Origin of the sequence: Pantoea sp. Ft-CA_14 (assembly GCF_024520875.1) — a bacterium.
GTDB classification, from domain to species: Bacteria; Pseudomonadota; Gammaproteobacteria; order Enterobacterales; family Enterobacteriaceae; genus Pantoea; species Pantoea agglomerans.
On the sequence record NZ_JALNPM010000009.1, the window covers coordinates 94,743 to 119,560 of the forward strand.

The following is a 24,818-nucleotide window of genomic DNA, read 5'->3' on the forward strand; positions in this document are numbered from 1 at the left end:
TTTTACGCGAATCGACGTCGCGCGGCAAGGCAAAAAGCCGGACGAGCCGGCTTTTTAGGGGGGAGTGAAAGGGCTGTCAGGCGATGCGCTGATCGGCCAGTGCCTCAGAAAGTTCCAGCTTCACCGGCACCGATTTAGAGGTCGGTGTACCACTGTCATCACCAAAGCTGTTCAGCGGCACCAGCGGGTTGGTTTCCGGATAATAGGCCGCCAGGTTACCGCGCGGAATATTGTAGGGAACCAGTTTGAATCCGCTGACGCGACGGGTAATGCCATCATTCCACAGCGTTTCGATATCGACATTCTGGCCTTCGGTAAAGCCCAGGTCTGCCATATCGTCCGGGTTGATGAACACCACTTCACGCTGACCAAACACGCCACGGTAACGGTCATCAAGGCCGTAAATGGTGGTGTTGTACTGGTCGTGCGAACGCAGCGTCTGCAGGGTAAAAGGCACGTCCTGATCAAGATTCGGGAACAGTGAGGTCGGCAGCGCTGAGGCGTTAAATTCCGCTTTCTGGCTCGGGGTGTTGAAGCGCAACTCGGCTGCTGCGTTGCCCAGATAGAAACCGCCCGGGATATCACATTTGGCGTTAAAGTCGGCAAAGCCCGGAATCGTCGCGGCGATATGCTCACGGATCAGGTTGTAATCACCCGCCAGCTCGCGCCATTTCACTTTTTCATCACCCAGCACCGCCTCGGCGATACCGGCAACAATCCAGGTCTCTGAACGCTGCGTTTCCGCCAGCGGAATACCGATCCCTTCAGAGGCGTGCACCATGCTGAAAGAGTCTTCCACGGTAATAAACTGATTGCCGGTGGCCTGCAGATCGCGCTCGGTGCGGCCCAGCGTCGGCAGAATCAGCCCATCGTGACCCGGCACCAGATGGCTGCGGTTCAGTTTGGTGCTGATATGCACGGTCAGACCACAGCGTGACATCGCCTCTTCGGTGCGCGGTGAGTCGGGTGCGGCGGCCGCCAGGTTGCCACCCAGCGCGATCAGCACTTTCACTTCATCACGCAGCATGGCGTTCAGCGCTTCCACGGTGTTGTGGCCTGCCGCACGCGGGGGCTCGAAATTGAAATGATTCCCCAGCGCATCCAGGAAGGTTTTCGCCGGTTTCTCATCGATGCCCATGGTGCGGTTGCCCTGCACATTACTGTGACCACGAACGGGGCAGAGGCCTGCGCCTTTTTTGCCCAGCTGGCCAAACAGCAACTGCAGGTTGGTGATCTCGCGCACCGTGTCGACAGAGTGTTTGTGCTGGGTGATGCCCATCGCCCAGGTACAGATCACCCGGTCAGCGCTCTGGTAGATCGCCGCGGCTTCACGGATCTGCGCCTGCGTCAGGCCCGACTGCGCCACAATCTGCATCCAGCTGGTGTTATCCACGGCGTCGAGATACGCCTCAATGCCGTTGGTTTTAGCATTGATAAAGGTCTGATCGAACAGGCCGCTTTCACCAGCCGCCAGACGCGCGCGGTGGGTTTCCAGCAGGGATTTCACCATGCCGCGCACCGCTGCCATATCACCGCCCAGGTTCGGCTGATAATAGGAGGAGCTGATGTTACCCGCTTTCGAAGTCACCACTTCCAGCGGTTTCTGCGGATCGGCAAAACGTTCCAGACCGCGTTCACGCAGGGTATTAAAGGTGACGATTTTCGCACCGTGATCGGCAGCGTGACGCAGGCTGTGCAGCATACGCGGATGGTTAGTGCCGGGATTCTGACCGAAGACAAAAATGGCATCTGCGTGGTCGAAATCATCCAGACGAATGGTGCCTTTACCGACGCCAATGCTGCGCTTCAGGCCGGTGCCGCTGGCTTCGTGGCACATATTGGAGCAGTCAGGGAAGTTATTGGTCCCCATCAGGCGACCAAAAAGCTGATAGAGCCAGGAGGCTTCATTGCTGGCGCGACCGGAGGTGTAAAGCTCCATCTGATCCGGATGATCCATCGCCTTGATGTGCTGCGCGATCAGCGCAAACGCATCATCCCAGCTGATGGGCTCGTAGTGGTCGGTTTCCGCGTTGTAGCGCAGCGGATGAGTCAGACGTCCCTGATACTCCAGGAAGTAGTCACTCTGGGTATAGAGCGTGGTTACGCTGTGTTTAGCGAAAAAGTCGGTGTCGACCATCCGGCGTGTCGCTTCCCAGGTCACCGCTTTGGCGCCATTCTCGCAGAAGCTGAAGGTACTTTTATTGTCATCACCCCAGGCGCAGCCTGGACAGTCAAAACCGCGTGCTTTGTTCATGCGCATCAGGTTGCGCATATTTTTCAGGGCCGCTTTGCTGTCAAGAACGAAACGCGTGGTGGCTTCCAGTGAACCCCAGCCGCCCGCTGCCGCGCGATAGGGTTTGATTTGGCGTTTAAATTTCATATTGAGTGCAGGCTTTTTATAGTAGGAATTATTGTTTGGTGTTTGTTATCAGGTTATAGCCTGATGGTGAAAGGAAGTCTGCAGCTATCCTCATACCTTGTCTAATTGATTGACTTAATGGTGCGATAGCTGGCGTTTATCGTGCATAAGCCAGAAATGTGATGCTGGTCAGATTTTACCCGCCTTTAACCTGCTGATAACGGGAGTTCTCCCGACAACAGGCTAATACTTGCTGTTCACAATCAGAGAGGGCACGACTCCATGAAACAGCTGACCAGCCAGATTCATGCATTTGGCAAAGCGTTGATGATGCCAATCTCGGTCATCGCTGCCGCAGGTATCTTCCTTGGGCTGGCGGCGGCCATGCAGAACCCGGCGGTCACCGGCGATGCCTTTGCGCAGATGCAGGTACCGCAGTTAATTATCGGCTTTATTCGCAAGGTTGCCGGAGCGCTATTCGCTAATCTGCCGGTCTTCTTTGCGGTAGCGAGTGCCATCGGACTGGCGAAAGCGGAAAAACCTACCGCCGCATTTGCCGCGGTGATTGGCTATATCGTGATGAACGTCGGTATCAGCGCGACGCTGGCGGCCAAAGGGATCACCGCCGCCACCACCACGCCTGCAGCCCTGCAGCAGGCGGGCATGGACCAGACCTCCGCCATGATGACCTCGGCGGAATATATCAACATGCTTGGCGTCTTTACCTACAACATGAGCGTACTGGGCGGGGTGATTGCCGGACTGGTAACGGTGGCGCTGCACAATCGCTTTTATACCCAGCAACTGCCTACCGCGATCAGCTTCTTTGGCGGACGGCGTTTTGTGCCGATTGTGACCGTGGTCTGTCTGCCACTGATTGGGGTCTTGCTGGCGTTGATCTGGCCGACCATTGGTGACGGTATCGCCTGGATTGGACAGATGATTGGCAAAAGCGGACAGTATGGCGCTTTTCTGCTGGGAGCCTTTGAGCGCATCCTGATCCCCACCGGCCTGCATCACATCCTTAACGAAACCGTGCGTTTCACGCCTATTGGCGGCATGGCGGTGGTCGATGGTCAGACCGTGGTTGGTGCACTGAACATCTTCAACGCGTCATTGACTCATCCGGGATCGATCCCCGATGAGACGCTGCGCACCGCCACGCAGTTTCTGGCGCAGGGCAAGATTCCGGTGATGATGTTCGGCCTGCCCGCCGCGGCGCTGGCGATCTATCACACCGCCCGACCCGAGCATAAACAGCGGGTCAAAGCACTGGTCATGGCGGGGGCGCTGACCTCCTTCACCACCGGCATCACCGAACCGCTGGAGTTCTGCTTTATCTTTGTCTCGCCGGTGCTCTATCTGCTGCACGCTTTCCTGACCGGCCTGTCGTTTATGCTGATGTCGATGCTGCATCTGATGATTGGCAACGTGCAGGGCGGTGTTATCGACCTGGTGGTGTTCGGCATGCTGGGCGGGGCAAAAACCCACTGGTGGTGGACGCTGGCGCTGGGCGTGATCTATGCGCCAATCTACTACTACGCTTTCCGGCTGGTGATTACCCGGATGAATGTTGAAACGCCGGGCCGTGAATCGGAGGATGAGAAACCGCAACAGGTCGCCGCGGATGAACGGACTCAGGTGATTATCAGCGGGCTGGGCGGGCAGGCCAATATCGAGGATGTCGATTGCTGCTTTACCCGGCTGCGCGTACGGGTCAGGGAGATGAATCAGGTGGTCGATCAGACGCTGATGAGCACCGGTGCCAATGGGGTCAATCGCGTCAGCGAGCACGACATTCAGGTGATCTACGGCCCGCAGGTCGAGAAGATCGCCAACGAGGTAAAAATGGCGCTGGGCGTCGCTTAACGGCAGCCTGTTTCACTCTTCGTCACAACGCTAACCGCCGACACTCGTGGGCGGTTAGCCCCTGTTCGCCGGAGCGCTCCGCCCGCTGCCGTCCCGCTTATTGTAACTAAAAAAAGCCCAGCCCTAATGGGCCGTACCTTTCTGCCGATATAGCGACTAATCCTCTTACTTTTCGGAACACCGCGATGTCGTTAAAAAAATCCTCCCTGATTATCTTCTCCTTCCTGCTGGCGCTGTTTCTCACCAGCGTGGCAATCAGCACCTGGCTGCTGATCCAGAGCAATCACTCGCTGAATGCGGTTAACAAAGAGATCCGTGTGGTGCTCTCGGTGATTGACCCCATCAACCACAGCCGCACGCTGCGTGTGCGTCTGATGGAGTACATGAAGGAGATTGAGGGCAGTGACGCAAATAATCCCGCCACGCTGGACAGCGTTCGGACCGTGGCCGGCAAAGCGGATGCTGCATTTCAGGCCTATATGAACGCGCCGCGTCTGCCGGGCGAAGAGGCGGAAGCCGACGCCTATAGCCAGGCTTATCAGGCCTATCGTCAGCAGGGTTTACAGCCGTTGATTGAGGCGGCAGAGGCGCACGATCAGGTGCGCTTTAAAAATCAGATTGCCACCGTGGTTCGCCTTGATCGACAGTATGAAATCATACTGGACCGGGTGCTGGCTCAGCATGAAACCTATGCCAAAAAGCTTAACAGCGATGCACAGAGTCACTTTACCTCCGGCATTACCCTGCTGGGGCTGTTTGGGGTGCTGTTTTTCGCCATCATCGTCGCCATTTACATCTTCATGAAGCGCTATGTGCTTTCGCCGATCAATGATGCGCAGGAACACTGCAAGCTGATTGCGGCGGGCGTCCTGGATACCACGGTGCCGGTCAAAGCCGGTTCGCGCAGTGAGATTCAGTTGCTGATGGGCTCGCTGGAGCAGATGCGCAGCGCGCTGACCGCCATTATTCTCCAGGTGCGCGATTCAACCCGCTCAGTCTCCACCGCCTCTCAGGAGATTGCGGCGGGCAACATCGATCTCGCCTCGCGAACCGAACAGCAGGCCGCCGCGCTGACGGAAACCGCTGCCAGCATGGAGCAGCTGGGCGCAACGGTGAAACAGAACACTGAAAACGTCTTTGAAGCCTGCCGCCTGACCAGTGAAGCGGTGAAAAACGCGGAAAGCGGCGAAAAGGTCTCGCAGGAAGTGGTGACATCGATGGCGCTGATTAATGCCAGCTCGAAGAAGATCGAGGAGATCACCACCGTGATCGACAGCATCGCCTTCCAGACCAATATTCTGGCGCTGAACGCGGCAGTCGAAGCCGCCAGGGCGGGTGAACAGGGTCGCGGTTTTGCGGTGGTGGCAGGGGAAGTCCGTAATCTGGCCCAGCGCAGCGCTACCGCAGCCAAAGAGATTGAGGGGCTGATTGCGGAATCTGTTTCGATCATCCACGCCGGTTCCGATCAGGTCAGCCGGACCGGTGAGGCGATGAGCGCCATTATCTCCTCTGTCAGCCGCGTGAATCTGCTGATGGAGCACATCTCAACCGCTTCTGATGAACAGAGTCGCGGTATCGGTCAGATTGAGCAGGCGGTTACCGAGATGGACAGCGTCACACAGCAGAACTCGGCGCTGGTGCAGGAGTCTGCCGCGGCATCTGCCTCGCTGGAAGAGCAGGTGCAGTATCTGACGCAGTCGGTCTCCACCTTCCGTCTGGCAAACAGTTAATCAGGGCTCTCCGCGCTGAGTTTATGCAGCGCGGAGTCCGGAGCCCCGATGCTGAGTAATGCCCGGCAGAGAAGGGAGAGTTTGATTCAGTGCCTTGTGGCGCAGGGCTAATCGGCGGATTATAAGGCTTTCCAGTAAATATGGGGTGGTCATGCTAATCAGCACGGAAAGTGCCCGCAGCAACAGCGCGGATACCCGACTGGCCTGCACGCTTGCCGCTGCCGCAGGCGCACTGAATACCGCAGCCTTTGAGATCGTCGGTTTTTTTTCAGCCAACATGACCGGGAATGTCTCGCTGCTGTCCGATCACCTGGCAAAAGCGAATCTGGGGCCTGGCCTGTTTTTTCTGTCGATCGTTCTTCTGTTTATTGCGGGTTCCATGTTTTCAACGCTGATCATTAATGCCGGGCACCGCAGAAATATCCGCACCATCTATGCCTTTGTCATCCTGATTGAGGGCAGCGCGCTGATTGCACTGGGGGTGATTGAAAATCACTTTCCGCCGCAGTCGCCCGGTGTGGTGTTAATTATGAGCCTGAGCTTTTTAATGGGGTTGCAGAATGCGGTGGTGACGCGTATCTCCAATGCCCGCGTTCGCACTACCCATATCTCCGGCACGGCGACCGATATCGGGATTGAGCTGGCAATGCTGTTTGAGGTGCTGCGGCGCACAGCGTCACCGAAAGAGGCACCGCTCTATCTGAGTCGGCTGCGACTGCACTGTCTGACCCTGCTTTCTTTCCTTGCAGGAGGGATAGCCGGAATCGGGCTTTACCGGCTGCTTAGCTACGATTTCCTGCTGCCAGTGGGGTTCGGGTTAATCTGTCTGGCGCTGAATGCCATCTTTACTAAGCCAGCAAAACAACAGGGCGCGATGATTTAAGTGCGCTACCCTCACTGATGCGTAAACCAGGGCGGCGCGGAGTCCTGATTTCATCGATCCGCCTGTGCAAATGAACCGTGCGGTTAAAACATCCGAGCCTGCGCGGGGTAACATTCAGCCTTATACTCTGGTTGATCCTGCGAACGAGACAGTAATGCGAACAGCCTTCAACCTGCTGATGGATAATTAACATCGACATTAAACAACTCATTTACTTGTGTAACCTGGAACGTGAACGCCATTTCGGGCGGGCCGCGGAAGCCAGTTTTGTTACACAGCCAACCCTCTCTATGCGCCTGAAAAATCTTGAGCGCGAGCTGGGCCTGCCGCTGATTAACCGCAGCAATAACTTTGCCGGATTTACCCCAGAGGGCGACCGTGTGCTGGCATGGGCGCGGGAAATCGTTTCGGTCTATCAGGGGCTGAAGCTGGAAGTGGAATCGCTGAAGCATGGGGTAAACGGTACGCTGCGGGTTGGCGTGGTGCCGCAGTGCAGCATGGCACTGCCGCTGCTGCTGAAAGCGGTGCAGGCGCGTTATCCTCAGCTCGACTATCGCATTGCGGTACTCAGTGCTGACCAGTTGCTGGAAGCGCTCAACAGCCACACCGTGGATGTCGGGATCGGTTTTTTCGAGATGGCAACCCTGCGTGAACTCCATTTTCAGACCGAGATGCTGGCAGATCGGGGCGTTGAAGCCATATTCCATCCCGACCATTTCCCTGAGCTGGTGGGGGAAACCGCGCTGACGCTTGATGAAGTGGCACAACAGCCGCTCTGCCTGGCGGAGCCGACGCGTTATTTCCGGCGTTATCTTGATATGGCTTTTCGCGAGGCGGCGCTGGTACCCCGGGTGATCGTGGAGAGCGCCTCTGTCATGCAGCTGATGCAGTGCGCGCAGGTCGGCCTCGGGCTGCTGGTGTCGCCGGTCGGTCATCTGCTGTCCGCTTCATTACAGGGGCTGCAGCAGCGCGCTATTACGCTGCCGCCGATGGCGCGCCAGGCGGCGCTGGTCATCGCTGAGCCTGGCCGTGCTACACCGCTGGCACAGCACTTTTTCGACGAAGCGCGCGGTCTGCTGCCGGTTTAACGCGGTTACTGCGATTCGCCCAGGGCGTAAAACAGGCGGCTGTTCCAGTTGCCTATGGCGACACTCTGTATCAGCGCGAACAGCGCATCAGCCTCCCAGCCCGCCTCCATCAGCGGTTGCAGGTGAGCCGCGCTGAATCGCTCGGGCGAGCGGGTCAGTTGTGCCGCCAGCGCAATAATCTGCTGCTCTTCCTCTTTTGCCGCCGCGTCATCCACGCCCTCAATTAACATCTCATTTCCGGCCAGCAGCCGGAACGCCCAGCGACTGCCCAGAATACGGGCGGCCGTCGCTTCTGCCAGAGTATTGTCCTGAGTGAGATGCTGACGCAGTTGCGCCCAGCCATAGAGCACTGAGGGATCGTGTGCCAGCAGCCATACCGCGTCCTGCATTCCCGGCAGCGACTGACAGCGGGTAATGGCAGCGAGCTGCTCAGCACTGGCATACCGCAACTCCAGCGGTTTCAGCACCGGCTGCCAGCGGGCAGGATGATCAAAACCTGTGGCCTCAGCATCCGGTGGTGCAGTGCTGCCGGGCAGCCAGCGTACCGGCTGTGCCTGCAGCGCCTGTAAACCGGCGACCACCCGCGCCTGATAACTGACAAAGCCGATCACCTGATTCAGCGTCACAATATCGGGCTCTGTCAGGCCGACCGCATCCAGAGCGGTGATTGCGCTGGCGCTGATCAGCTCAGGCTGCATCGCCAGCTGGCGTGCATACTGCGTAATCTGGGTGAGGCGATTATTACTTTCACGTGAGGAGTCGGGCCCGGGCAACGGATTGAGGCGGGCAGAGTAGTGATTACACAGCCGCTGTACACCCGCCACCTGCGCCACCGTCAGCGCCGTGCTGAGGCGATCGTAAAGCGTTAAGGTGTGCGTAAGCGTGGTGACGACACGGTCGGGGAACAGCAGTTGTGCCAGATCGCGCGCAGCCAGCAGGGCGGGCTGATTGGTGCGCAGCAGTGACTGCACCACGTTGTCATCGGCGTAACATCCCAGCAAAAAACGGTCATCAATATGGGCGGCCTCGGGCACCAGCGGTGCGGCCTGTGAGGTACGTGGACTGGTCTGGCTCTCGTAAAACCAGTGGTTATGGCCCGGATAGCGGCGTTGTTCCATGATCAATCCTTTTGCAAATTCGGGTTCGGTATGCAGGCGGCAGAATCTGAAAATGTGCATAAACCGAAGGGCAGGCTTATCGTCGCTGATGGCCAGTCCGGGGCAAAAGATTGATCGGTGATAATTAATAGCGTTACGGTATAACGGCAGCAAAATCAGGCAGGAAGGGCGAGGCGGGAGCAAAGAGAAGGGCGAGCCAGGCTCGCCCTTGCAGAACTTATTTCAGTTCCAGTTCGTTCATTGCGGCGATGCTGAAGCCGCCATCAACGTGTACCACTTCACCGGTGATGCCGCCAGCCAGGTCAGAGCAGAGGAATGCTGCTGAGTTGCCGACATCTTCGATGGTAACGGTACGGCGAATCGGGGTGACCGCTTCGCAGTGTGCCAGCATCTTACGGAAATCTTTGATGCCTGATGCTGCCAGGGTGCGGATTGGACCGGCAGAAACGGCGTTAACACGCACGCCTTCCGGGCCCATGGCGTTTGCCATGTAGCGCACGTTGGCTTCCAGCGACGCTTTCGCCAGACCCATCACGTTGTAGTTCGGGATCGCGCGCTCAGCACCCAGGTAAGAGAGGGTCAGCAGCGCAGAGTGTGGATTCAGCATCTCGCGGCACTCTTTGGCCATCGCGACGAAGCTGTAAGCACTGATGTCATGCGCGATTTTAAAGCCTTCGCGGGTAACGGCGTTCACGTAGTCGCCAACCAGCTGCTCGCCAGGGGCGAAACCGATAGAGTGAACGAAACCGTCAAATTTCGGCCAGGTTTTTGCCAGTTCAGTGAACAGAGATTTGATGCTCTCATCTTCGGCTACGTCACATGGCAGCACGATGTCTGAACCCAAATCTTTGGCAAACTCTTCCACACGACCTTTTAATTTGTCGTTCTGGTAGGTGAAAGCCAGTTCTGCGCCCTGTTTGTGCATCGCCTGTGCAATACCGTAGGCGATGGAAAGTTTACTGGCAACGCCAGTAATCAGAATGCGCTTACCGGAAAGAAAACCCATAGCTGTAATCCTTATGGTCATTGTAGTTGGCGGCCGCATGATTAAAAAGTGAGCGACCGACGTTAATCGACGTGCGGATTCTAGCACGTCTCTCATAAATCAGGTAAATCGGCCCGCAATTTCCGCGATATGCAGCAAAAATCAACGCTCTCGCCGCCAGGCTTCAGCACTCAATGCTTCGCCAAAGTGGCTGCTGATCAGTCGTCGGGTCAGATCGTGTAGCGGGGAGGCCAGTACATCAGCGGTGCCGCCGCGCTCGACCACTTCGCCCTGATGCATCACCAGCACCTTATCGCTGATGTGCTTCATCATCCCCAGATGCTGGGTAACATAAATGTATGCGATACCATGCTTCTCCTGCAGTTCCAGCATCAGATTCACCAGCTGGGAACGCATGGTCATATCCAGCGAGGCCAGCGCTTCATCGGCCACAATCACTTTGGGTTGCAAAATCAACGCGCGGGCCAGCCCCAGACGCTGCTTCTGACCGGGTGCCAGCATGTGCGGATAATAGCCGGCGTGATCGCGCAGTAATCCCACCTGACGCAGGGTGGCGATAATGCGCTTTTCGCGATCCTCCGCGCTGAGATCGGTATTAAGCCGCAGCGGGAACTCCAGGATCTGACTGATGCGCTGACGCGGATTCAGTGAGGTTGAGGGATCCTGGAAAATCATGCGGATGCGCTGACTGCGATAGCCATAATCGCCGAAGGTCAGCGGATGATCGTCTATCAGAATCTCACCTTCGGTAGGGGCGACCATACCGCTGAGCATCTTCGCCAGCGTGGACTTGCCGGAGCCGTTTTCGCCAATAATCGCCAGCGTCTGCCTCTCGCGTAGGGTAAAACTGACCGACTTCACCGCCTCAACGTGCTGACGGCGGAACAGGCCGGTGCGATAGCGAAAGGTTTTACTCAGGTTGCGCACTTCCAGCAGGGTCTCCATGCTACTGGCCCTCCATATTCAGCGGGAAATGACAGGCATAAAGATGCGTTTTGCTGCCGGTAAGCCGTGGCGTTTCAATACATTTGCGCTGCGCATAAGGGCAACGTGGCCCCAGACGACAACCAATCGGCAGGCTCTCCAGCGACGGGATCGCTCCTGACAAAGTATTGAGACGGCTTTTGTGCGGCAGGGATCGTCCAAAATCGGGCATCGCCCGAATCAGCGCCTGAGTATAAGGATGGTGCGGCGTACTCATTAAATCTTCGCTCTGGGCGGTTTCTACCGTCTGACCACAGTACATCACGTTGATACGGTCCGCCCACTGGCTCATGGTGCGCAGGTCATGACTGATCAACAGAATGGTGGTGTTGTTGTTCTGGTTCAGACGGCTCAGCAGGCGGAAAATCTGCGCCTGCGTAGTGGGTTCCATGGCATTCGTCGGCTCATCGGCAATCAGCAGACGCGGCTGATTAGCCAGCGCAATCGCGATCATGACTTTCTGGCATTCGCCTTCGGTCAGCTCATAGGGGAAGCTGCGCATAATATCTTTGTGATCTTTAATGCCGACGCGATGCAGCAGTTCGATGGCGCGGGTTTTGCGCCAGAACCAGAAGCGTTTCAGCCACGGACCTTTATACGTCCAGCGCGGGATCACCTGCATCAGCTGACGACCGATGCTTTCAGAGGGATCCAGACAGGATTGCGGCTCCTGAAAAATCATCGAGACGTTATGTCCGATAATGCGGCGGCGCTCGCGCGACGACAGGCGCAGCAGGTCGACATCATCAAATACCATGCGATCGGCGGTGACACGCCAGTTATCGTTAGTTACGCCGCAGATCGCCTTGGCAACCAGACTCTTACCGGAGCCGGACTCACCGACCAGGCCACGGATTTCACCTTCGCCCAGCGTCAGATTGACGCGATCGACCGCTTTGACCGGCCCGTCAGCGGTCATAAATTCAATGGTCAGATTACGGATATCGAGTAACGGCATTTATTCCACTCCCGCTTCGACGGCGCGACGGATGCCGTCACCGAGCAGGTTAACAATTAATACGCTGACCATCAGTGCCACACCCGGCAGCATAACGGTCCAGGGGGCGACGTAGATCAGCTCCAGCGAATCACCCAGCATCGCTCCCCATTCGGGCGAAGGTAGCTGCGCGCCCAGGTCGAGAAATCCGAGTGCGGCAATATCCAGAATCGCCATCGACAGCGCGCGGGTAATTTCGGTGATCAGCAACGGTAAAATGTTAGGCAAAATGGCGTAGCGCAGGATGTTGCGGCCTCTGGCACCGTCCAGACGTGCCGCCACCACATACTCTTTTTCCAGCTCATCATGCACGGCACTGTAAATCTCGCGCACCAGACGTGGAATCAGCGCCAGCCAGACCGCCAGCAATGCATGCTCGAGTCGTGGTCCGAGAAACGCCACCACGATAATCGCCAGTAACAGCGACGGAATAGAGAGCAGGGTGTCCAGAACGTGGTTCATCACCGCCGAGCGTATGCCATGCGTCATGCCCGCCAGTACGCCCAGCACCAGCGCGCCGAGCGTGGCGAACAGTGTCACCAGAATCGCCGAACCCACCGTCGGGCCCGCACCGCTCAGCAGGCGGCTCAGCACATCCCGACCCAGATCGTCAGTGCCGAGAAAGAAGGAGACATCGCCGTAGTGTGACCAGGACGGCGGCAGCAACTGATAACCCAGGAACTGCTGATCGATATCGTATGGCGCTATCAGCCCGCCAAACAGACAGAGCAGCAGCAGTGCGCCAAAGCCATACAGCCCGACCATCGAAATCGGGTTGCCATAGAAATGGTGCCAGCTCTGACGAAACGCGCTGGGCAGGCGTTTTTCGGCGTAAATATTATCGGAGGGCATACGCTTTCACTTTATTGTGCTTGAGTTCGGACAACATTTCTTTATAAAAATTACTCATATCAGAGGGTTATCCTGAGGACATGCTTTATGTTTCTTTATCATGGCTGACTCTGAGTAGCGTTAATTTATGTGTTTTGTGTACGCCTCTGCGTAGACGTAAAGAAGCAAAGAAGATGTACACATTGCAGACAGACACTAAGCTCAGGAAAGCGCTGGGTAAGCGCCGCGACAAAGCAGAGGTTATCTTCAACTCGTCCGGACTGAATGTCAGGCTCTCCATTCGAGGCGGCGTGACATTTTTCTACCGTTATCGCTGGGAGGGTTAACCCGTCAGCTGTCTACAGGGGATTATCCGTCGATATCCCTGTTACAGGCAAGGAAACGGCGTCAGCAATTTCGGCTCTGGATTGCAAAGGGTTATGATCCGCGTCGGCATATCATCCTGAACAGCCTGAAAAAAGTTATATTCACCTCCGGATAACAGGCAATAAAAACCGCCCTGTTGGGCGGCGGATTAGATCTTAGCGGAGGCTACGCTGGCCGGACCCTGGCCTTTGTCGGGTGTCCATCAGGCCCATCGTCATGGGTGTGGTCAGGATCCGGCTCAATGATCACGATATAATCTTTACCTATCCCATCGCGCGTTAACGTCACTAAATCTCCGGCAACAGGTTTGGTGTCAAACTCATGTTCCTCTTCAACGCCGGTATCTTCAAAAATTACAGCGAATTTCATTTTTCGTCCTCTTTCTGATAAACCGCGTCGTTACCGCGAGGTTTGTTGCTGACGCTTACATAAAGAATTTTAGCCTATCCTGAAAATATCAGGCATCTCAGTGGATTACTTCATGCCGATATTATGCGCGATTACCGGCTGGCTTCAGGTGTCCCGGTGTTCAGACCGCTGTGGACGCATACCCGCCTGGCGATTTCAGGTGCAGATGCTATGCGCGAATGGCTCACTACTGAAACCCTGCCGTAACCCGCACCGGAAATCGTTCATGATGCTGCATGAGTAATACACCGTAGATCATCCACGGAAGACGGATAATCCAACACCTAAGACGTTCGCCTCAACAGAGATCACTTTTTGTGCAACGTTGACAGATTCTTCATCATTTCCTGATTGTTCATTGATGACTTTAGGGGATAGTCTCGTGCTGAGATAGAGCCTTTTACTAAAGGAGATAAATCGGTGACGAGAATAAAATGAAAGGAGCTTAGACAAGGGAATTGCAAACGATCAATATAGAATTAAATTTTGTGTGATAATGGATTTGAATTAAAAGAGACCGCAAAAAACGCAAAAGGGGGATGGCATGACAGATAAAAACTTCTTTAATGAATTAATAAAATGGATTGATGATCATGCGGATGAAAAAATAAGCCTGGATAAAGTTGCTAAAAAAAGTGGATATTCAAAATGGCACCTTAACAGAATGTTCACAAAACATTGCGGAGTCAGCCTCGGGAAATATATTAATAACACCAGAATGCAGGCGGCCTCGCTGAGTTTAAGGTTTACTGAAGCCACTATTGCAGAGGTAGCTGATCAGTTCAACTACGACTCACAGCAAACGTTCACGCGCGCCTTCTCGCGACATTTTGGTATGCCTCCTGGCATCTGGCGAGTCACTGATGCTGCAAAAAAAAATCAGATAAAAACTCTCTCTGCTTCCCCAGCGATGACACCATTTTCAGGCAGAGGTTAATAGCTTACGTAATGCCGTAGGTTTACCGGATTGTATCCGCAGAAAATTATTATCTACAGGACGGCGGGGAAGGACAGTGATGCATAAAAATTAAAACCGGCCCTGAGATTAAACGTTTTTTTTAACACCCTTCATTGATGCCTGGCATTTCAGGATTCGGCGGTTTTGTGCTTATTTCCAGCCGCTCCGATGCAGAAAATAAGCCAGCCTCTCCTGAAAGATTAAAAAATTGTTTTTCCCGTGGAGTGCGCATCCGCCCAGCGAAGCTTATACGTCCATTCTTTATCAAGTGAACCGATTGAAAGCCTCATCTCTTTGCCCGTCTGCTTACAGTAGTCCCTTGCCGCACCAATGTTTTTCCACATAAGTAAACTACCCGGACTAAGGTCCGAATATTTCATGTTAACGCCGCCGTTTGGCACATCAAAATAGATAATGTGTTCACTCTCAGCCATGAAGAGCAGATCCATCGCGCAGGGCTCGTTCCCTACAAAAAGAATATAGCCGAAGAGCATCCTTTTCATGGCATTGATAAGCGTGATCAGGTTCTCCCTGGAATAACAGGTTACGCTGTCAGAAAAACGAGATTTAAAAAGGAAGATATAATAGTCTGCCAGCTCTTCAGGGCTGAATTGATTCATATCACAGCAGCGGCCACCCGCACGTATGAACCGGTTGTATTCGTTGCGGCGATTTTTTTCTGTTTTAACTGAATAGCTCTTTTTTACAAAGCATACTTTATTTTTTCGGGCAAAAGAAAAGTTAATGTTTATGAAGTTGTGCTTGTTGAAATGTGACATTTTATTGGTTCTTTCAGGGAAAAGCATCGTGGTATTTTTAGCCGCCGGCACCATGATCTCATCATAAGATAGCGGAAATTTTTTCCATTGATCGACACCTATCCGTGAATGATCCAGCAGGGCATACGCGGCAATATAGCCACCTTGCTTTTCTTTATGAAAATACGTTGCCTCATGACCTGTGCGAGATGAGAAAAACCTGATCACGTCAGGATGCATATTAACACTCCCGCCAAAACGGTAAAACAGTGCTCATAAATGCCAGCGTCGGATTTTTCCCAGCCGTAAAGCATTCTTTTGAAGTGGCTCATATAAAATGTTAAACCTGATAGTTGTTCTTATAAATCGAGTTAAAAAGATGGCTCCTGAATGTCAGCCACCCTATGCTATTTTTTCCTGTCACTAATTCCGGACAGATGGTCTCTGCTGTGACATTTTAATCAGGGCATTATGTATTTTTTTTATCAACGTAAAGGCAAGGAAATATCAAGAATCTATCAAGCGATGTCGTTTTATTGCTTTATATTTGTGAGGACTGCCTGACATTTATGTCAAGTTTATCTGAGTCACCCGCATAATAGCCTGACCGGGTGACTTCATTCTCTTTCAAACAATCCGCTGGCTCTGCTCCCGGCGATGCTTGTGATAATCCTCATCACACTCGCTTGAACAGAAAGCAGTTTCAGCCACTACGGGCTCATCTTTACACCAGATGCATAAGCCGTTCGGGCTTCTAAGTTTGGCCTTACGAGCTGCCAGAGAGGCAGCGAGATGCGCTTCTTCACGCTCCTGTGCCAGATCAACTTCATCCATAAATGTTCATCTCCTCATTAATTTTTACGCTTCGAACTTAAATCGGTTTCTGCAGGAACAATATTCGTGTACATCAATGCCTGCTTGCAGCACGACTTCTGAAAGACAAAAGTCATATGTTTATTCTATGTTTTGCCTTAGCGCCCTTAGCGCCCTGAGCGTTAGCGGAGGGCATACCATTCCTTATGTTTCAGCGGATTCATGGCCGCACCAATCACGTCAGAAATCACATTGACCAGAATCACCAGCCCGCCAATCACCATCACGCCAGCGGAGATCGCCGCGTAATCCTGCTGGCGAATCGCGTTGATCAGCCAGCGCCCCAGACCCGGCCAGTTAAAGACCATCTCGGTGATCATCGCCAGCGTCAGCATGGTGGAAAATTGCAGACCCAGACGCGGGATCACCGGCGGCAGCGCATTATGCAGCACGTGGCGGCGGATCACGGTAAACGGCGAAAGACCCCGCGTGGCCGCCGCTTTGACATAATTTTTGTCCATCACGTCGCTGGTGCTGTTGCGCAGCAGGCGGATCACTTCCGTCGTCGGCGCCATCGCCAGCACCAGCACCGGTAAAATAAGGTGGTTCAGGACGCTGATTATCATCTCATGTCGCCAGGGCGAAGGACTCATCCAGGCATCAATCAGCGCAAAGCCAGTGACACTCTGCACCGGATAGAGCAGGTCGTGACGACCGGACACCGGCAGCCAGCCCAGCGTCAGCGAGAAGAACAGCGTCAGCAGTAGCGCCAGCCAGAAAATTGGCGCAGAGAAGCCAATCAGCGCCAGCGCACTGATGGTTTTGTCCTGCCATTTATTGCGCATCACGCCGGCACAGATCCCCAGCGGGATCCCGACCAGCAGCGCGAACAGAAACGCCAGGATGCACAACTCCATGGTGGCCGGGAAAACTTCACGCAATTGCAGGCCAATCTCCTGACCGTTGGTGCTGGAGACGCCGAAATCAAACTGCAGCATCCCTTTAAACCAGAACCACCAGGCGTCCGAGAGCGCCGCGCCTTCCAGCGGGGCGTCAGGTGTAAAGTAGCTCAGACTGAAGCTCACCAGCGACAGCAGAAACAGGGTAATGATCAGTAGCAGCAGGCGCCGCAAAATATAGATAATCACTTACTTTTCCTTATCGCTTTCACGATAAACCCCGGCAAACGAGGCGTTGCCAAACGGACTCAGGACCAGCCCTTTAATATCATGACGAAACGCCTGCAGTCGTAGCGAGGATGCCAGCGGCAGCACCGGCAACTCCTGCGCCAGAATCTGCTGCGCTTTGTCATAACTGTCGATGCGGCCAGAGAGTTGTTGTGATAACAGCGCATTCTGCAGCGTTTCGTCAAAGGCCGGCGAGCACCAGTGCGCGTAATTGGTCTGCGAGCGAATCGCCGCACAACTGAGCAGCGGCCGGAAGAAACTGTCTGGATCGTTACTGTCGGTGGCCCAGCCTGACAGTGTCAGATCATGATTCATCGCCATCAGCTGCGCCTCCTGAAAACGGCCCTCAACCGGCACAATGGTCAGCCGGACGCCGACCTGCGCCAGATCCGCCTGCAACAGTTCGGCGGTTTTCAGCGGGCTGGGATTCCACGACTGCGACGCGGCAGGCACCACCAGCCGCAGATGCAGATCGCTGATGCCCAGAGCCGCCAGTGCGGCACGGGACTTCTCCGGATCATAGCTGGTGATGCGCGCATCATTATCATATGCCCATGAGGCGCGAGGTAATATCGAGGCGGCGGTTTCGGCGGTGCCGTAATAGATCGACTCCATCAACCGCTCATTGTTGATCGCCAGCGCCAGCGCGTGACGCACCTCAGGGCGGTCGAGCGGCGGCTTGCGGGTATTAAAGGCCAGATAGGCGATGTTCATGCCGGGACGCAGCGTCATCCGCAGGCGCGGATCATCGCGCAGGATGGTGAGCTGGCTGGCTGCGGGATAGGCAAGCACGTCACATTCACCGGTCAGAAGCTTGGAAAGCCGCCCGGTGCCGCCCGAGCCGAGATCGATCACCGCCTGTTGCAGACGCGGCACCCCTTTCCAGTAGTGAGGATTGCGCGCCAGGCGGATGTACTGACCGGTACGGTATTCACTGAGCTGATAAGGACCGGTGCCAACCGGTTGTCTGTCCATCTCTTCCTGCCGGCCCTGCGCGGTAAGCTGGTCGGCATACTCTTTCGACAGCACTGGTGCATAGTGGGTCGCCATGTGCCACAGGAACGACGCATCCGGGCTGTTTAACCTGAACTCAACCGTTCTGTTATCGATTTTCTTCACGCTCTGCACGGAGTCTGAAAATTGCAGACTGTCAAAGTAGGGATAGTTGCCGCCATTGACGTTGTGCCAGGGGTGATTGCGGTCAAACATCCGGGCGAAGCTGAAAACGACATCGTCGGCGTTCAGCGCCCGGGTGGGGCGGAACTGATTCGTCTGCTGAAACTGCACGCCGCTGCGCAGATGAAAGCGATACGTTGCGCCGTTATCGCGCACTTCCCAGCTGGACGCCAGATCGGGCTTGAGACGATAGGTGTAAGGATCGACATCCAGCAGGCGGTCATAGAGTTGTGCCGCCAGAGTATCGACAGTCAGCCCGCTGCTGGCCATCTGCGGATTAAAGGTGTTCAGCGTCCCGCTGACGCAATAGACGAAGCCGGTCTGGCGGATATCACCCGCAGGCGCTGACCACGCAGGGGCACTCAACACGCTGAGACTCAGCAACAGCGAACATATTAGTTTTGACATAGAACTCAACGATTTTGAGGCATTAAACAGAGTGTATCGCAAAGCGGGCATTGTCCCAAAACCTGCAACCGCTGCCAGACTGATTTTCATCATCGCGGCGGTAAAAAGAGCGTACAGAAGGTGTGGTAATGAGAAAAATTCTCAATAACTTGTTTACAGATGATAATAAGAATGATTATTATTCATCTGCGCTTCGACGGTAGCTCTGCCGAAGAAGAGCACGACATTGCTCACATTGCTTCCAGTATCGTTGCCCGCCTGTTGGCGGGCTTTTTTTTGGCTTTTGCAGAGTGGCATGTCTGCCTGGACGGGGAAGGGATTGCAAGCAAAGGGGATCAAAGTGGTGAAGCGGTGAGGAAGACCGGGACGGAATAGGGCTCCTCGTTGATGCGAATACCAGGCAAATTGTGGAAAGCGAAAATCTCGCCGTTTATCGTCAAATATACCGCCTTATCACGAACCCGAGGAAAGACGTCACCATCTGAGGTGATCAGGAAAGGCTTTACGTCGTCGTTCAGACTTTCTTTAAAAGATTCATCGCTTCGGGATGCATCATAAAGATAAAAACGGTATGAGAAGGCAGTTGTGGCACCCGCACTGGCTTCGGTGATGTAAAGGTTAATCCGGCTGCTGACGTTAACTTTCCTGATGATCGACTGTTCAAGCGGTGATATCTGCGAAAGTCGCCAGCCTGCAAAGACAATAGTCATCAGCATCAGAACCAGCGTGCGCTTTTTAAAAACCGGAACGTTTTGCATAATCTATCCCTGCTCTTATCCAGTATTGATCGTCAGGGTCATCTCCAAAAGGCGCTGCGCCATACCAGACATCAAATTCCTCTCTGCGGGTTCCGGCCCGGTTTTGCGCCCAACCGGCTGCGCGAAGAAGAACAGCGTCTTTTATTCCAGCGGCATGCCCCACAGCACCATAATGAAAATTACCAAAATGTTCATATTGGCTCCCATGTTGAAATTTATAATCCCATGGGCCATGTCCTTTAACCTGGTTATAAAACCAGACATATGTCAGGGCTGAGGGTCCCCTGTGAAAACGTGCAACCATCATATTGTTTATCAACGAAACTCCAGCTGGAGTAAATGATAGAATATCATAAGGAGGAGAGGGAGATGCCGCTAAGGCAGGATATCTCATGATTTATGCCTTTTCATTCCAGCTATCTGAAAAAATAATGTTACCATCACAATGCTTCCAGGTTATTTTCTCGTAAGCAAACTCAACGCATTCAAGATGATTATGTTTTTCTTTTTCAGGGTCTTTAGTGTCATGCATAATAGGCGAAATACCGACAATTCTGACATTTTCAAGTAGTATGTTGAAGTATTCTTCTTCCTGACCTGCGTAGTTGATATTGTACCATCTGAACTCGGCTGACCTTAATGTTTGTCCAGTTGCCACTGCTTTATAAAGGTAGGGCGAAGATGAATCGAATTCTTTTTGAACGATGATGGGTGCATGTTTTCTTGTCCCTGTGGGTTTGCCTGTCATAGAATCAGTCGGCAGTCTTAAGTTATGAGAAAAACCCGTAACTTCAATACTTCCCTCTCGGTCTTTAACATCTACTGAACCATTGATGCTCGCACCACCATCATCTTTCAGCCAAAGATATGCTGGAATAGCCATATTAAAAATCCTTTAATGGGTTAAGTTATATTCCTTTTGGAGGATAGTTAATGCTGGCTTCGCATAAACCTCAAGTGCATATTAAAAAAATCGAAGGCATAATGATAAAGATCAATATTTAATAATTTCATATGTAATGGCTGGGGTCTTTCCACACCATGGTTATGTAGTGCGAAATGGATTATTCAATTAATTGCTGTAAATCTGATTAAAAAGCCACTTCAACTATTAATGGGTATTGGTATCATTAATTTAGTTAAGATTCAAACTCAGAAGAGTAAATCATGTAATCCCTTGAATTATAGATTGTGTTTATATCCGCATGCATTCGATGTATCTGACGCTGGAAAGTGTAATATCGCGCTTAACTTTTACAAAAACGCAGGTACTATAAGCTCATCTTCTGGTCACCCACTTCCTGGCAATGAATAAATTCCAAAAAAACGTTCAGGCTTTTCAGCATACATCCTTTCGCTATCTCTTTTTTGGACGCCTGTTCACCGTGCTGGGCAATGGGATTGCACCCATTGCGCTAGCTTTTGCGGTACTGGATATTGGCGGGTCTGCTTCTGATTTAGGGATAGTGGTTGCGTCCCGTTCACTGTGTAACGTGCTTTTCCTGCTGGTGGGCGGTGTTGTCGCCGATCGCTACTCACGCAGTCGGGTATTAGTTTCATCGGCAGTAGTTGCCGCTGTTTCTCAGGCTATCGTCGCCTGGTCTGTGCTTGATGGCTCAGCAACCGTCATTAGCCTGACTTTGCTGGGTGCTTTGAATGGTGCGGCGGCAGGCATCGCACTGCCTGCATCGTCTGCGCTGGTTCCGCAGGTAGTTCCTGCAACGGATTTGCGTCAGGCTAACGCGTTAATTCAGCTCGGGATTTATGGCGGTACGGTAATGGGGGCATCGCTGGGGGGAATTATCACCAGCGCTGTCGGGCCGGGCTGGGGGCTGGCAATTGATGCGATGGGTTTTGCCGTTTCCGCGCCGCTCTATTTCCTGATCCGTGTGAAATCGAGTAAAGCCGCGGCTTCGCAAGGCAATATCCTGCGCGATATCAAAGAAGGCTGGGCAGAGTTCGCCGGACGAAGCTGGATTTGGTCGATAGTCCTTCAGTTCGCCATTATCAACGTCGCTTTTAATGGCATTGTGGTGGTACTTGGCCCGATGATTGCCGACGCCTCTTTCGGACGGGCGCGATGGGGAATAATTGTGGCCGCCCATAGCGCGGGTTTAATTGCAGGTTCATTTCTGGCTATGAAATGGCATCCACGTCGTGATCTCTTGATTGGCGCGATGCTGGCAGGTCTTTACGCACTCCCAATATTTATGCTGAGCCAGAATGCGTCAGCAGCACTGCTGATAGTAGGGTTCTTCATTGCTGGCATGTCATTGGGCCTGTTCGGCGTAACCTGGGCGCACTCATTACAGACTCATATCCCACCGGATAAGCTGGCTCGCGTGTACGCTTATGATGCGATGGGTTCCTTTATCGCCATTCCCTTTGGACAACTGGTCGCGGGTCCGCTGGCAACACACTTTGGTATGAGTGCTGTATTGCTGATGTCAGCACTGGCCGTGGTGATGGCTACCGCTGGCGTCGGTCTGGTTCCTGCCATCAGGCAACCTGAAAAAATGGGGACTAAGTCGCACAACACATAATGGATAGGTGGCTCAACGTGAAAAACAGCCCGGTTTATACCGGGTTGTTAATTCACAAAGCAGAGAAAAATCATAGGTTGGGGCGGCGTTAATTAACTCTCTGCTTTTATATCGTGCTTCTTCATCATTGCGCGCAACTGATGATAGGTGACGCCTAATAAGCCAGCCGCACGGCGTTGGTTATAACGTGCCTGTTGCAGGCTGGCTTCTACCAGATCCCGCTCCTGCTGATTCTGCCATTGACGCAGATCCAGCGGCAGGGCAGGCAGCGCGCTGCTATCCGCCTCCTGACTGGTCCGGATGACAGCAATCGGTTCAGGGCGTGAAGCAAACGGGTTGATAATCACATTATCCAGAGGCTGCTCGCTGCTGTTATGACGATAGACCGAGCGCTCCACCACATTTTTAAGTTCGCGAACGTTGCCGGGCCAGTGGTAATCAAGCAGAGCCTGCTGTGCCCGTGGGGTAAAGCCGGGAAAAAGTAACAGGCCGAGCTCGCGACACATCTGGATAGCGAAATGATCGGCCATCACCAGTATATCGCTGCGTCGTTCGCGCAGTGGCGGTAACTGCACCACATCAAAGGCCAGACGATCCAGCAAATCGGCGCGGAATTTTCCCGCTGCCGCCAGCGCGGGCAGGTCTTCGTTGGTCGCACAGACCAGTCGCACATTTACCTGCAGGGAGTGATTGCCGCCGACCCGCTCCAGCTGTCCATATTCAATTACCCTGAGCAGCTTTTCCTGAACCAGCATCGGTGCCGTTGCCAGCTCATCCAGGAACAGCGTGCCGCCGTCAGCACGTTCAAAACGGCCAAGATGGCGCTTCTGCGCGCCGGTAAAGGCGCCAGCCTCATGACCAAACAGTTCAGAATCGAGCAGATTTTCATTCAGCGCGGCACAGTTCAGCGAGATAAACGGCCCCTGCCAGCGGTCAGAGAGATAGTGCAGTCGGCTGGCGATCAGCTCTTTGCCCGTTCCACGCTCGCCAATCACCAGTACCGGTTTCTCAAGGGGAGCCAGTTTGGAAACCTGCTCCAGCACCTCAAGAAAATTGTTCGACTCCCCCAGGAGATTATCGCTAGTGCCTGTCATGATGAATTTCGCCACCCCTTAATCATTTTGACTATCTTAAAACAAGCGGGAAAGGCTGTAAAATTTAAAATATTATAAAAATCAATAAATTATAAAATTGGCACGCATTTTGTATAAACTCAGCAGGGCTTCACGTTTTAAAACATTAAAAGAGGAACATCATTATGGGTATTTTTTCTCGTTTCGCCGACATCGTTAATGCCAACATTAATTCCCTGCTGGAGCGTGCGGAAGATCCGCAGAAACTGGTCCGGCTGATGATTCAGGAAATGGAAGACACCTTAGTTGAAGTGCGCTCCACCTCTGCACGCGCACTGGCTGAAAAGAAACAGTTGTCACGCCGTATTGATCAGGCTGAGATTCAGCAGGCTGAGTGGCAGGAAAAAGCGGAGCTGGCGCTGCGCAAAGATAAAGATGATCTGGCCCGTTCGGCGCTGATTGAAAAACAGAAACTCACCGATCTTATCGCCTCCCTGAAACAGGAGGTGGGTCATGTTGAAGAGACGCTGGAGCGCATGAAAGGCGAAATCAGCGAGCTGGAGAAAAAACTGAGTGAGACACGTGCCCGCCAGCAGGCGTTGACGCTGCGTCATCAGGCGGCCTCTTCATCACGCGATGTTCGTCGTCAGCTGGACAGCGGTAAGATCGATGAAGCAATGGCCCGGTTTGAATCTTTTGAACGTCGCATCGACCATATGGAAGCGGAAGCAGAAAGCCACGGTTTTGGTAAACCAAAGACGCTGAACCAGGAGTTTACTGACCTGAAAGCGGACGATGAAATCAGCGAGCAGCTTAATGCGCTGAAAGCCAAAATGAACCGCAGTGAGTAATCATCGACGTTGCGATAAGTGATTAAGGAGAGTCAATGAGCGCACTTTTTTTCGCCATACCGTTAACGATCTTCGTGTTGTTTGTCGCACCGATCTGGTTATGGCTGCATTACAACAACAAACGCAACGGCGGTTCGGAACTGTCGCAAAGCGAAATCCAGCGCCTGCAGCGCGTGACCCAGGACGCGCAGCGGATGCGCGAACGTATTGACGCGCTGGAAGCGATTCTGGACGCAGAACATCCAAACTGGAGGCAGCCATGATTAAAGGACGCAAGTTGTGGCGCAAGCCAGATGAAGGGAAATTTATGGGTGTCTGCGCAGGCCTGGCAGAGTATCTCGATATCCCGGTTCGTCTGCTGCGTGTCATCGTGGTGTTATCACTGTTCTTTGGCCTGTTTCTCTTTACGGTGATCGCCTACTTTGTGCTGGGTTTTGTACTGGATGTGAAACCCGCCTCTGCCTCCCAGACTGAGCGCCAGCCCAGCGCCAGTGAACTGCTGGATCAGCTGGAGAGCACCCTGCAACGGGATGAGCGCAGCGTGCGCGACCTGGAACGCTATGTGACGTCTGAAACCTTCAGCGTGCGCAGCCGCTTCCGCCAGATTTGATTCTGCTACTGTTATTGCCGGGC

Annotated in this window: 25 protein-coding genes and 1 pseudogene; 11 read left to right on the forward strand and 15 right to left on the reverse strand. The window is 53.7% G+C overall.

What is annotated here, in order from left to right:
• Positions 1–76 precede the first annotated feature (76 nt).
• Complete coding sequence (locus NR195_RS14655) at positions 77–2,380, reverse strand: FdhF/YdeP family oxidoreductase (protein WP_256844650.1); 2,304 nt, start codon at positions 2,378–2,380, stop codon at positions 77–79.
• Between the two features lie 261 nt (positions 2,381–2,641).
• Here NR195_RS14655 and NR195_RS14660 point away from each other — a divergent pair, with 261 nt between their 5' ends.
• From NR195_RS14660 to NR195_RS14675, 4 genes are all read left to right on the forward strand, one after another.
• Positions 2,642–4,228, forward strand: a complete 1,587-nt coding sequence (locus tag NR195_RS14660) for a PTS transporter subunit EIIC (RefSeq protein ID WP_022625584.1) — start codon at positions 2,642–2,644, stop codon at positions 4,226–4,228.
• A gap of 185 nt (positions 4,229–4,413) precedes the next feature.
• Entirely contained in the window at positions 4,414–5,958 is a 1,545-nt protein-coding gene (locus NR195_RS14665) for a methyl-accepting chemotaxis protein (protein WP_010244535.1), read from the forward strand.
• Between the two features lie 151 nt (positions 5,959–6,109).
• Positions 6,110–6,841 (forward strand): YoaK family protein, encoded by a 732-nt coding sequence (locus tag NR195_RS14670; RefSeq protein ID WP_010670239.1) that lies wholly within the window; start codon positions 6,110–6,112, stop codon positions 6,839–6,841.
• A 191-nt stretch (positions 6,842–7,032) separates the two neighbouring features.
• On the forward strand, positions 7,033–7,929 hold the full coding sequence (locus NR195_RS14675; protein ID WP_029519092.1) for a LysR family transcriptional regulator: 897 nt from the start codon (positions 7,033–7,035) through the stop codon (positions 7,927–7,929).
• 5 nt (positions 7,930–7,934) lie between these two features.
• Here the strand turns inward: NR195_RS14675 and NR195_RS14680 are convergent, their stop codons facing one another.
• The 5 genes from NR195_RS14680 to sapC form a co-directional block, all read right to left on the reverse strand.
• Positions 7,935–9,047 carry an oxidoreductase gene (locus tag NR195_RS14680; RefSeq protein WP_256844651.1) on the reverse strand — a complete coding sequence of 371 codons (1,113 nt, stop codon included), beginning with the start codon at positions 9,045–9,047 and terminating at the stop codon, positions 7,935–7,937.
• A 217-nt stretch (positions 9,048–9,264) separates the two neighbouring features.
• Entirely contained in the window at positions 9,265–10,053 is a 789-nt protein-coding gene (gene fabI / locus NR195_RS14685) for an enoyl-ACP reductase FabI (RefSeq protein WP_010244547.1), read from the reverse strand.
• 141 nt (positions 10,054–10,194) lie between these two features.
• A complete protein-coding gene (gene sapF / locus NR195_RS14690) occupies positions 10,195–10,998 on the reverse strand; it encodes a putrescine export ABC transporter ATP-binding protein SapF (protein ID WP_010244550.1) in 804 nt (267 codons plus the stop codon).
• Position 10,999: 1 nt separating this feature from the next.
• Positions 11,000–11,995 carry a putrescine export ABC transporter ATP-binding protein SapD gene (gene sapD / locus NR195_RS14695; RefSeq protein WP_010244553.1) on the reverse strand — a complete coding sequence of 332 codons (996 nt, stop codon included), beginning with the start codon at positions 11,993–11,995 and terminating at the stop codon, positions 11,000–11,002.
• Positions 11,996–12,886 (reverse strand): putrescine export ABC transporter permease SapC, encoded by an 891-nt coding sequence (gene sapC / locus NR195_RS14700; RefSeq protein ID WP_010670235.1) that lies wholly within the window; start codon positions 12,884–12,886, stop codon positions 11,996–11,998.
• Positions 12,887–13,059: 173 nt separating this feature from the next.
• Here sapC and NR195_RS14705 point away from each other — a divergent pair.
• A pseudogene (locus NR195_RS14705) lies at positions 13,060–13,349 on the forward strand (Arm DNA-binding domain-containing protein); the annotation flags it as partial.
• A gap of 68 nt (positions 13,350–13,417) precedes the next feature.
• Here the strand turns inward: NR195_RS14705 and NR195_RS14710 are convergent.
• Complete coding sequence (locus NR195_RS14710; RefSeq protein WP_010244562.1) at positions 13,418–13,621, reverse strand: hypothetical protein; 204 nt, start codon at positions 13,619–13,621, stop codon at positions 13,418–13,420.
• A 583-nt stretch (positions 13,622–14,204) separates the two neighbouring features.
• Here NR195_RS14710 and NR195_RS14715 point away from each other — a divergent pair.
• On the forward strand, positions 14,205–14,597 hold the full coding sequence (locus NR195_RS14715; RefSeq protein WP_256844652.1) for a helix-turn-helix domain-containing protein: 393 nt from the start codon (positions 14,205–14,207) through the stop codon (positions 14,595–14,597).
• 221 nt (positions 14,598–14,818) lie between these two features.
• Here the strand turns inward: NR195_RS14715 and NR195_RS14720 are convergent, their stop codons facing one another.
• The 4 genes from NR195_RS14720 to sapA form a co-directional block, all read right to left on the reverse strand.
• Positions 14,819–15,616: a hypothetical protein gene (locus NR195_RS14720; RefSeq protein WP_256844653.1), complete on the reverse strand. Its 798-nt coding sequence runs from the start codon at positions 15,614–15,616 to the stop codon at positions 14,819–14,821.
• A 387-nt stretch (positions 15,617–16,003) separates the two neighbouring features.
• Positions 16,004–16,210, reverse strand: a complete 207-nt coding sequence (locus NR195_RS14725; protein ID WP_010670231.1) for a hypothetical protein — start codon at positions 16,208–16,210, stop codon at positions 16,004–16,006.
• Positions 16,211–16,371: 161 nt separating this feature from the next.
• Positions 16,372–17,337, reverse strand: a complete 966-nt coding sequence (gene sapB, locus NR195_RS14730; protein WP_010244573.1) for a putrescine export ABC transporter permease SapB — start codon at positions 17,335–17,337, stop codon at positions 16,372–16,374.
• A complete protein-coding gene (gene sapA / locus NR195_RS14735) occupies positions 17,338–18,960 on the reverse strand; it encodes an ABC transporter substrate-binding protein SapA (RefSeq protein ID WP_031292936.1) in 1,623 nt (540 codons plus the stop codon).
• A gap of 171 nt (positions 18,961–19,131) precedes the next feature.
• Here sapA and NR195_RS14740 point away from each other — a divergent pair, with 171 nt between their 5' ends.
• Positions 19,132–19,335, forward strand: a complete 204-nt coding sequence (locus tag NR195_RS14740) for a hypothetical protein (RefSeq protein ID WP_072014594.1) — start codon at positions 19,132–19,134, stop codon at positions 19,333–19,335.
• On the opposite strand, the gene NR195_RS14745 is transcribed toward NR195_RS14740, so the two are convergent.
• Genes NR195_RS14745 through NR195_RS14755 form a run of 3 tightly spaced genes read right to left on the reverse strand, consistent with a single transcriptional unit; the run spans position 19,296 to position 20,601 of the window.
• Entirely contained in the window at positions 19,296–19,718 is a 423-nt protein-coding gene (locus tag NR195_RS14745; RefSeq protein WP_256844654.1) for a hypothetical protein, read from the reverse strand. The genes NR195_RS14740 and NR195_RS14745 overlap by 40 nt on opposite strands.
• Entirely contained in the window at positions 19,696–20,112 is a 417-nt protein-coding gene (locus tag NR195_RS14750) for a polymorphic toxin type 44 domain-containing protein (RefSeq protein ID WP_072101287.1), read from the reverse strand. The genes NR195_RS14745 and NR195_RS14750 overlap by 23 nt, the downstream gene beginning before the upstream one ends.
• 3 nt (positions 20,113–20,115) lie before the next feature.
• Positions 20,116–20,601, reverse strand: coding sequence for an Hcp family type VI secretion system effector (locus NR195_RS14755; RefSeq protein WP_033757795.1), 486 nt, complete (start codon positions 20,599–20,601; stop codon positions 20,116–20,118).
• Positions 20,602–21,025: 424 nt separating this feature from the next.
• On the opposite strand from NR195_RS14755, the gene NR195_RS14760 reads away from it, so the two are divergent.
• Complete coding sequence (locus NR195_RS14760; protein WP_256844655.1) at positions 21,026–22,261, forward strand: MFS transporter; 1,236 nt, start codon at positions 21,026–21,028, stop codon at positions 22,259–22,261.
• Positions 22,262–22,353: 92 nt separating this feature from the next.
• On the opposite strand, the gene pspF is transcribed toward NR195_RS14760, so the two are convergent.
• On the reverse strand, positions 22,354–23,355 hold the full coding sequence (gene pspF, locus NR195_RS14765) for a phage shock protein operon transcriptional activator (RefSeq protein ID WP_010670227.1): 1,002 nt from the start codon (positions 23,353–23,355) through the stop codon (positions 22,354–22,356).
• A 164-nt stretch (positions 23,356–23,519) separates the two neighbouring features.
• Here pspF and pspA point away from each other — a divergent pair, with 164 nt between their 5' ends.
• The 3 genes from pspA to pspC are packed head-to-tail and all read left to right on the forward strand — an operon-like array spanning position 23,520 to position 24,795.
• Complete coding sequence (gene pspA, locus NR195_RS14770; protein ID WP_010244588.1) at positions 23,520–24,185, forward strand: phage shock protein PspA; 666 nt, start codon at positions 23,520–23,522, stop codon at positions 24,183–24,185.
• Positions 24,186–24,220: 35 nt separating this feature from the next.
• Positions 24,221–24,448: an envelope stress response membrane protein PspB gene (pspB, locus tag NR195_RS14775; RefSeq protein WP_010244592.1), complete on the forward strand. Its 228-nt coding sequence runs from the start codon at positions 24,221–24,223 to the stop codon at positions 24,446–24,448.
• A complete protein-coding gene (pspC, locus tag NR195_RS14780; RefSeq protein WP_010244595.1) occupies positions 24,445–24,795 on the forward strand; it encodes an envelope stress response membrane protein PspC in 351 nt (116 codons plus the stop codon). The genes pspB and pspC overlap by 4 nt, the downstream gene beginning before the upstream one ends.
• Positions 24,796–24,818: the final 23 nt, after the last annotated feature.

Coding starts and splice junctions, on each gene's coding strand:
- NR195_RS14655 (WP_256844650.1), bottom strand. CDS start 2,380: ATGAAATTTAAACGCCAAATCAAACCCTATCGCGCGGCAGCGGGCGGC.
- NR195_RS14660 (WP_022625584.1), top strand. CDS start 2,642: ATGAAACAGCTGACCAGCCAGATTCATGCATTTGGCAAAGCGTTGATG.
- NR195_RS14665 (WP_010244535.1), top strand. CDS start 4,414: ATGTCGTTAAAAAAATCCTCCCTGATTATCTTCTCCTTCCTGCTGGCG.
- NR195_RS14670 (WP_010670239.1), top strand. CDS start 6,110: ATGCTAATCAGCACGGAAAGTGCCCGCAGCAACAGCGCGGATACCCGA.
- NR195_RS14680 (WP_256844651.1), bottom strand. CDS start 9,047: ATGGAACAACGCCGCTATCCGGGCCATAACCACTGGTTTTACGAGAGC.
- fabI (WP_010244547.1), bottom strand. CDS start 10,053: ATGGGTTTTCTTTCCGGTAAGCGCATTCTGATTACTGGCGTTGCCAGT.
- sapF (WP_010244550.1), bottom strand. CDS start 10,998: ATGGAGACCCTGCTGGAAGTGCGCAACCTGAGTAAAACCTTTCGCTAT.
- sapD (WP_010244553.1), bottom strand. CDS start 11,995: ATGCCGTTACTCGATATCCGTAATCTGACCATTGAATTTATGACCGCT.
- sapC (WP_010670235.1), bottom strand. CDS start 12,886: ATGCCCTCCGATAATATTTACGCCGAAAAACGCCTGCCCAGCGCGTTT.
- NR195_RS14710 (WP_010244562.1), bottom strand. CDS start 13,621: ATGAAATTCGCTGTAATTTTTGAAGATACCGGCGTTGAAGAGGAACAT.
- NR195_RS14715 (WP_256844652.1), top strand. CDS start 14,205: ATGACAGATAAAAACTTCTTTAATGAATTAATAAAATGGATTGATGAT.
- NR195_RS14720 (WP_256844653.1), bottom strand. CDS start 15,616: ATGCATCCTGACGTGATCAGGTTTTTCTCATCTCGCACAGGTCATGAG.
- NR195_RS14725 (WP_010670231.1), bottom strand. CDS start 16,210: ATGGATGAAGTTGATCTGGCACAGGAGCGTGAAGAAGCGCATCTCGCT.
- sapA (WP_031292936.1), bottom strand. CDS start 18,960: ATGTCAAAACTAATATGTTCGCTGTTGCTGAGTCTCAGCGTGTTGAGT.
- NR195_RS14740 (WP_072014594.1), top strand. CDS start 19,132: ATGATTATTATTCATCTGCGCTTCGACGGTAGCTCTGCCGAAGAAGAG.
- NR195_RS14745 (WP_256844654.1), bottom strand. CDS start 19,718: ATGCAAAACGTTCCGGTTTTTAAAAAGCGCACGCTGGTTCTGATGCTG.
- NR195_RS14750 (WP_072101287.1), bottom strand. CDS start 20,112: ATGAGATATCCTGCCTTAGCGGCATCTCCCTCTCCTCCTTATGATATT.
- NR195_RS14755 (WP_033757795.1), bottom strand. CDS start 20,601: ATGGCTATTCCAGCATATCTTTGGCTGAAAGATGATGGTGGTGCGAGC.
- NR195_RS14760 (WP_256844655.1), top strand. CDS start 21,026: ATGAATAAATTCCAAAAAAACGTTCAGGCTTTTCAGCATACATCCTTT.
- pspF (WP_010670227.1), bottom strand. CDS start 23,355: ATGACAGGCACTAGCGATAATCTCCTGGGGGAGTCGAACAATTTTCTT.
- pspA (WP_010244588.1), top strand. CDS start 23,520: ATGGGTATTTTTTCTCGTTTCGCCGACATCGTTAATGCCAACATTAAT.
- pspB (WP_010244592.1), top strand. CDS start 24,221: ATGAGCGCACTTTTTTTCGCCATACCGTTAACGATCTTCGTGTTGTTT.
- pspC (WP_010244595.1), top strand. CDS start 24,445: ATGATTAAAGGACGCAAGTTGTGGCGCAAGCCAGATGAAGGGAAATTT.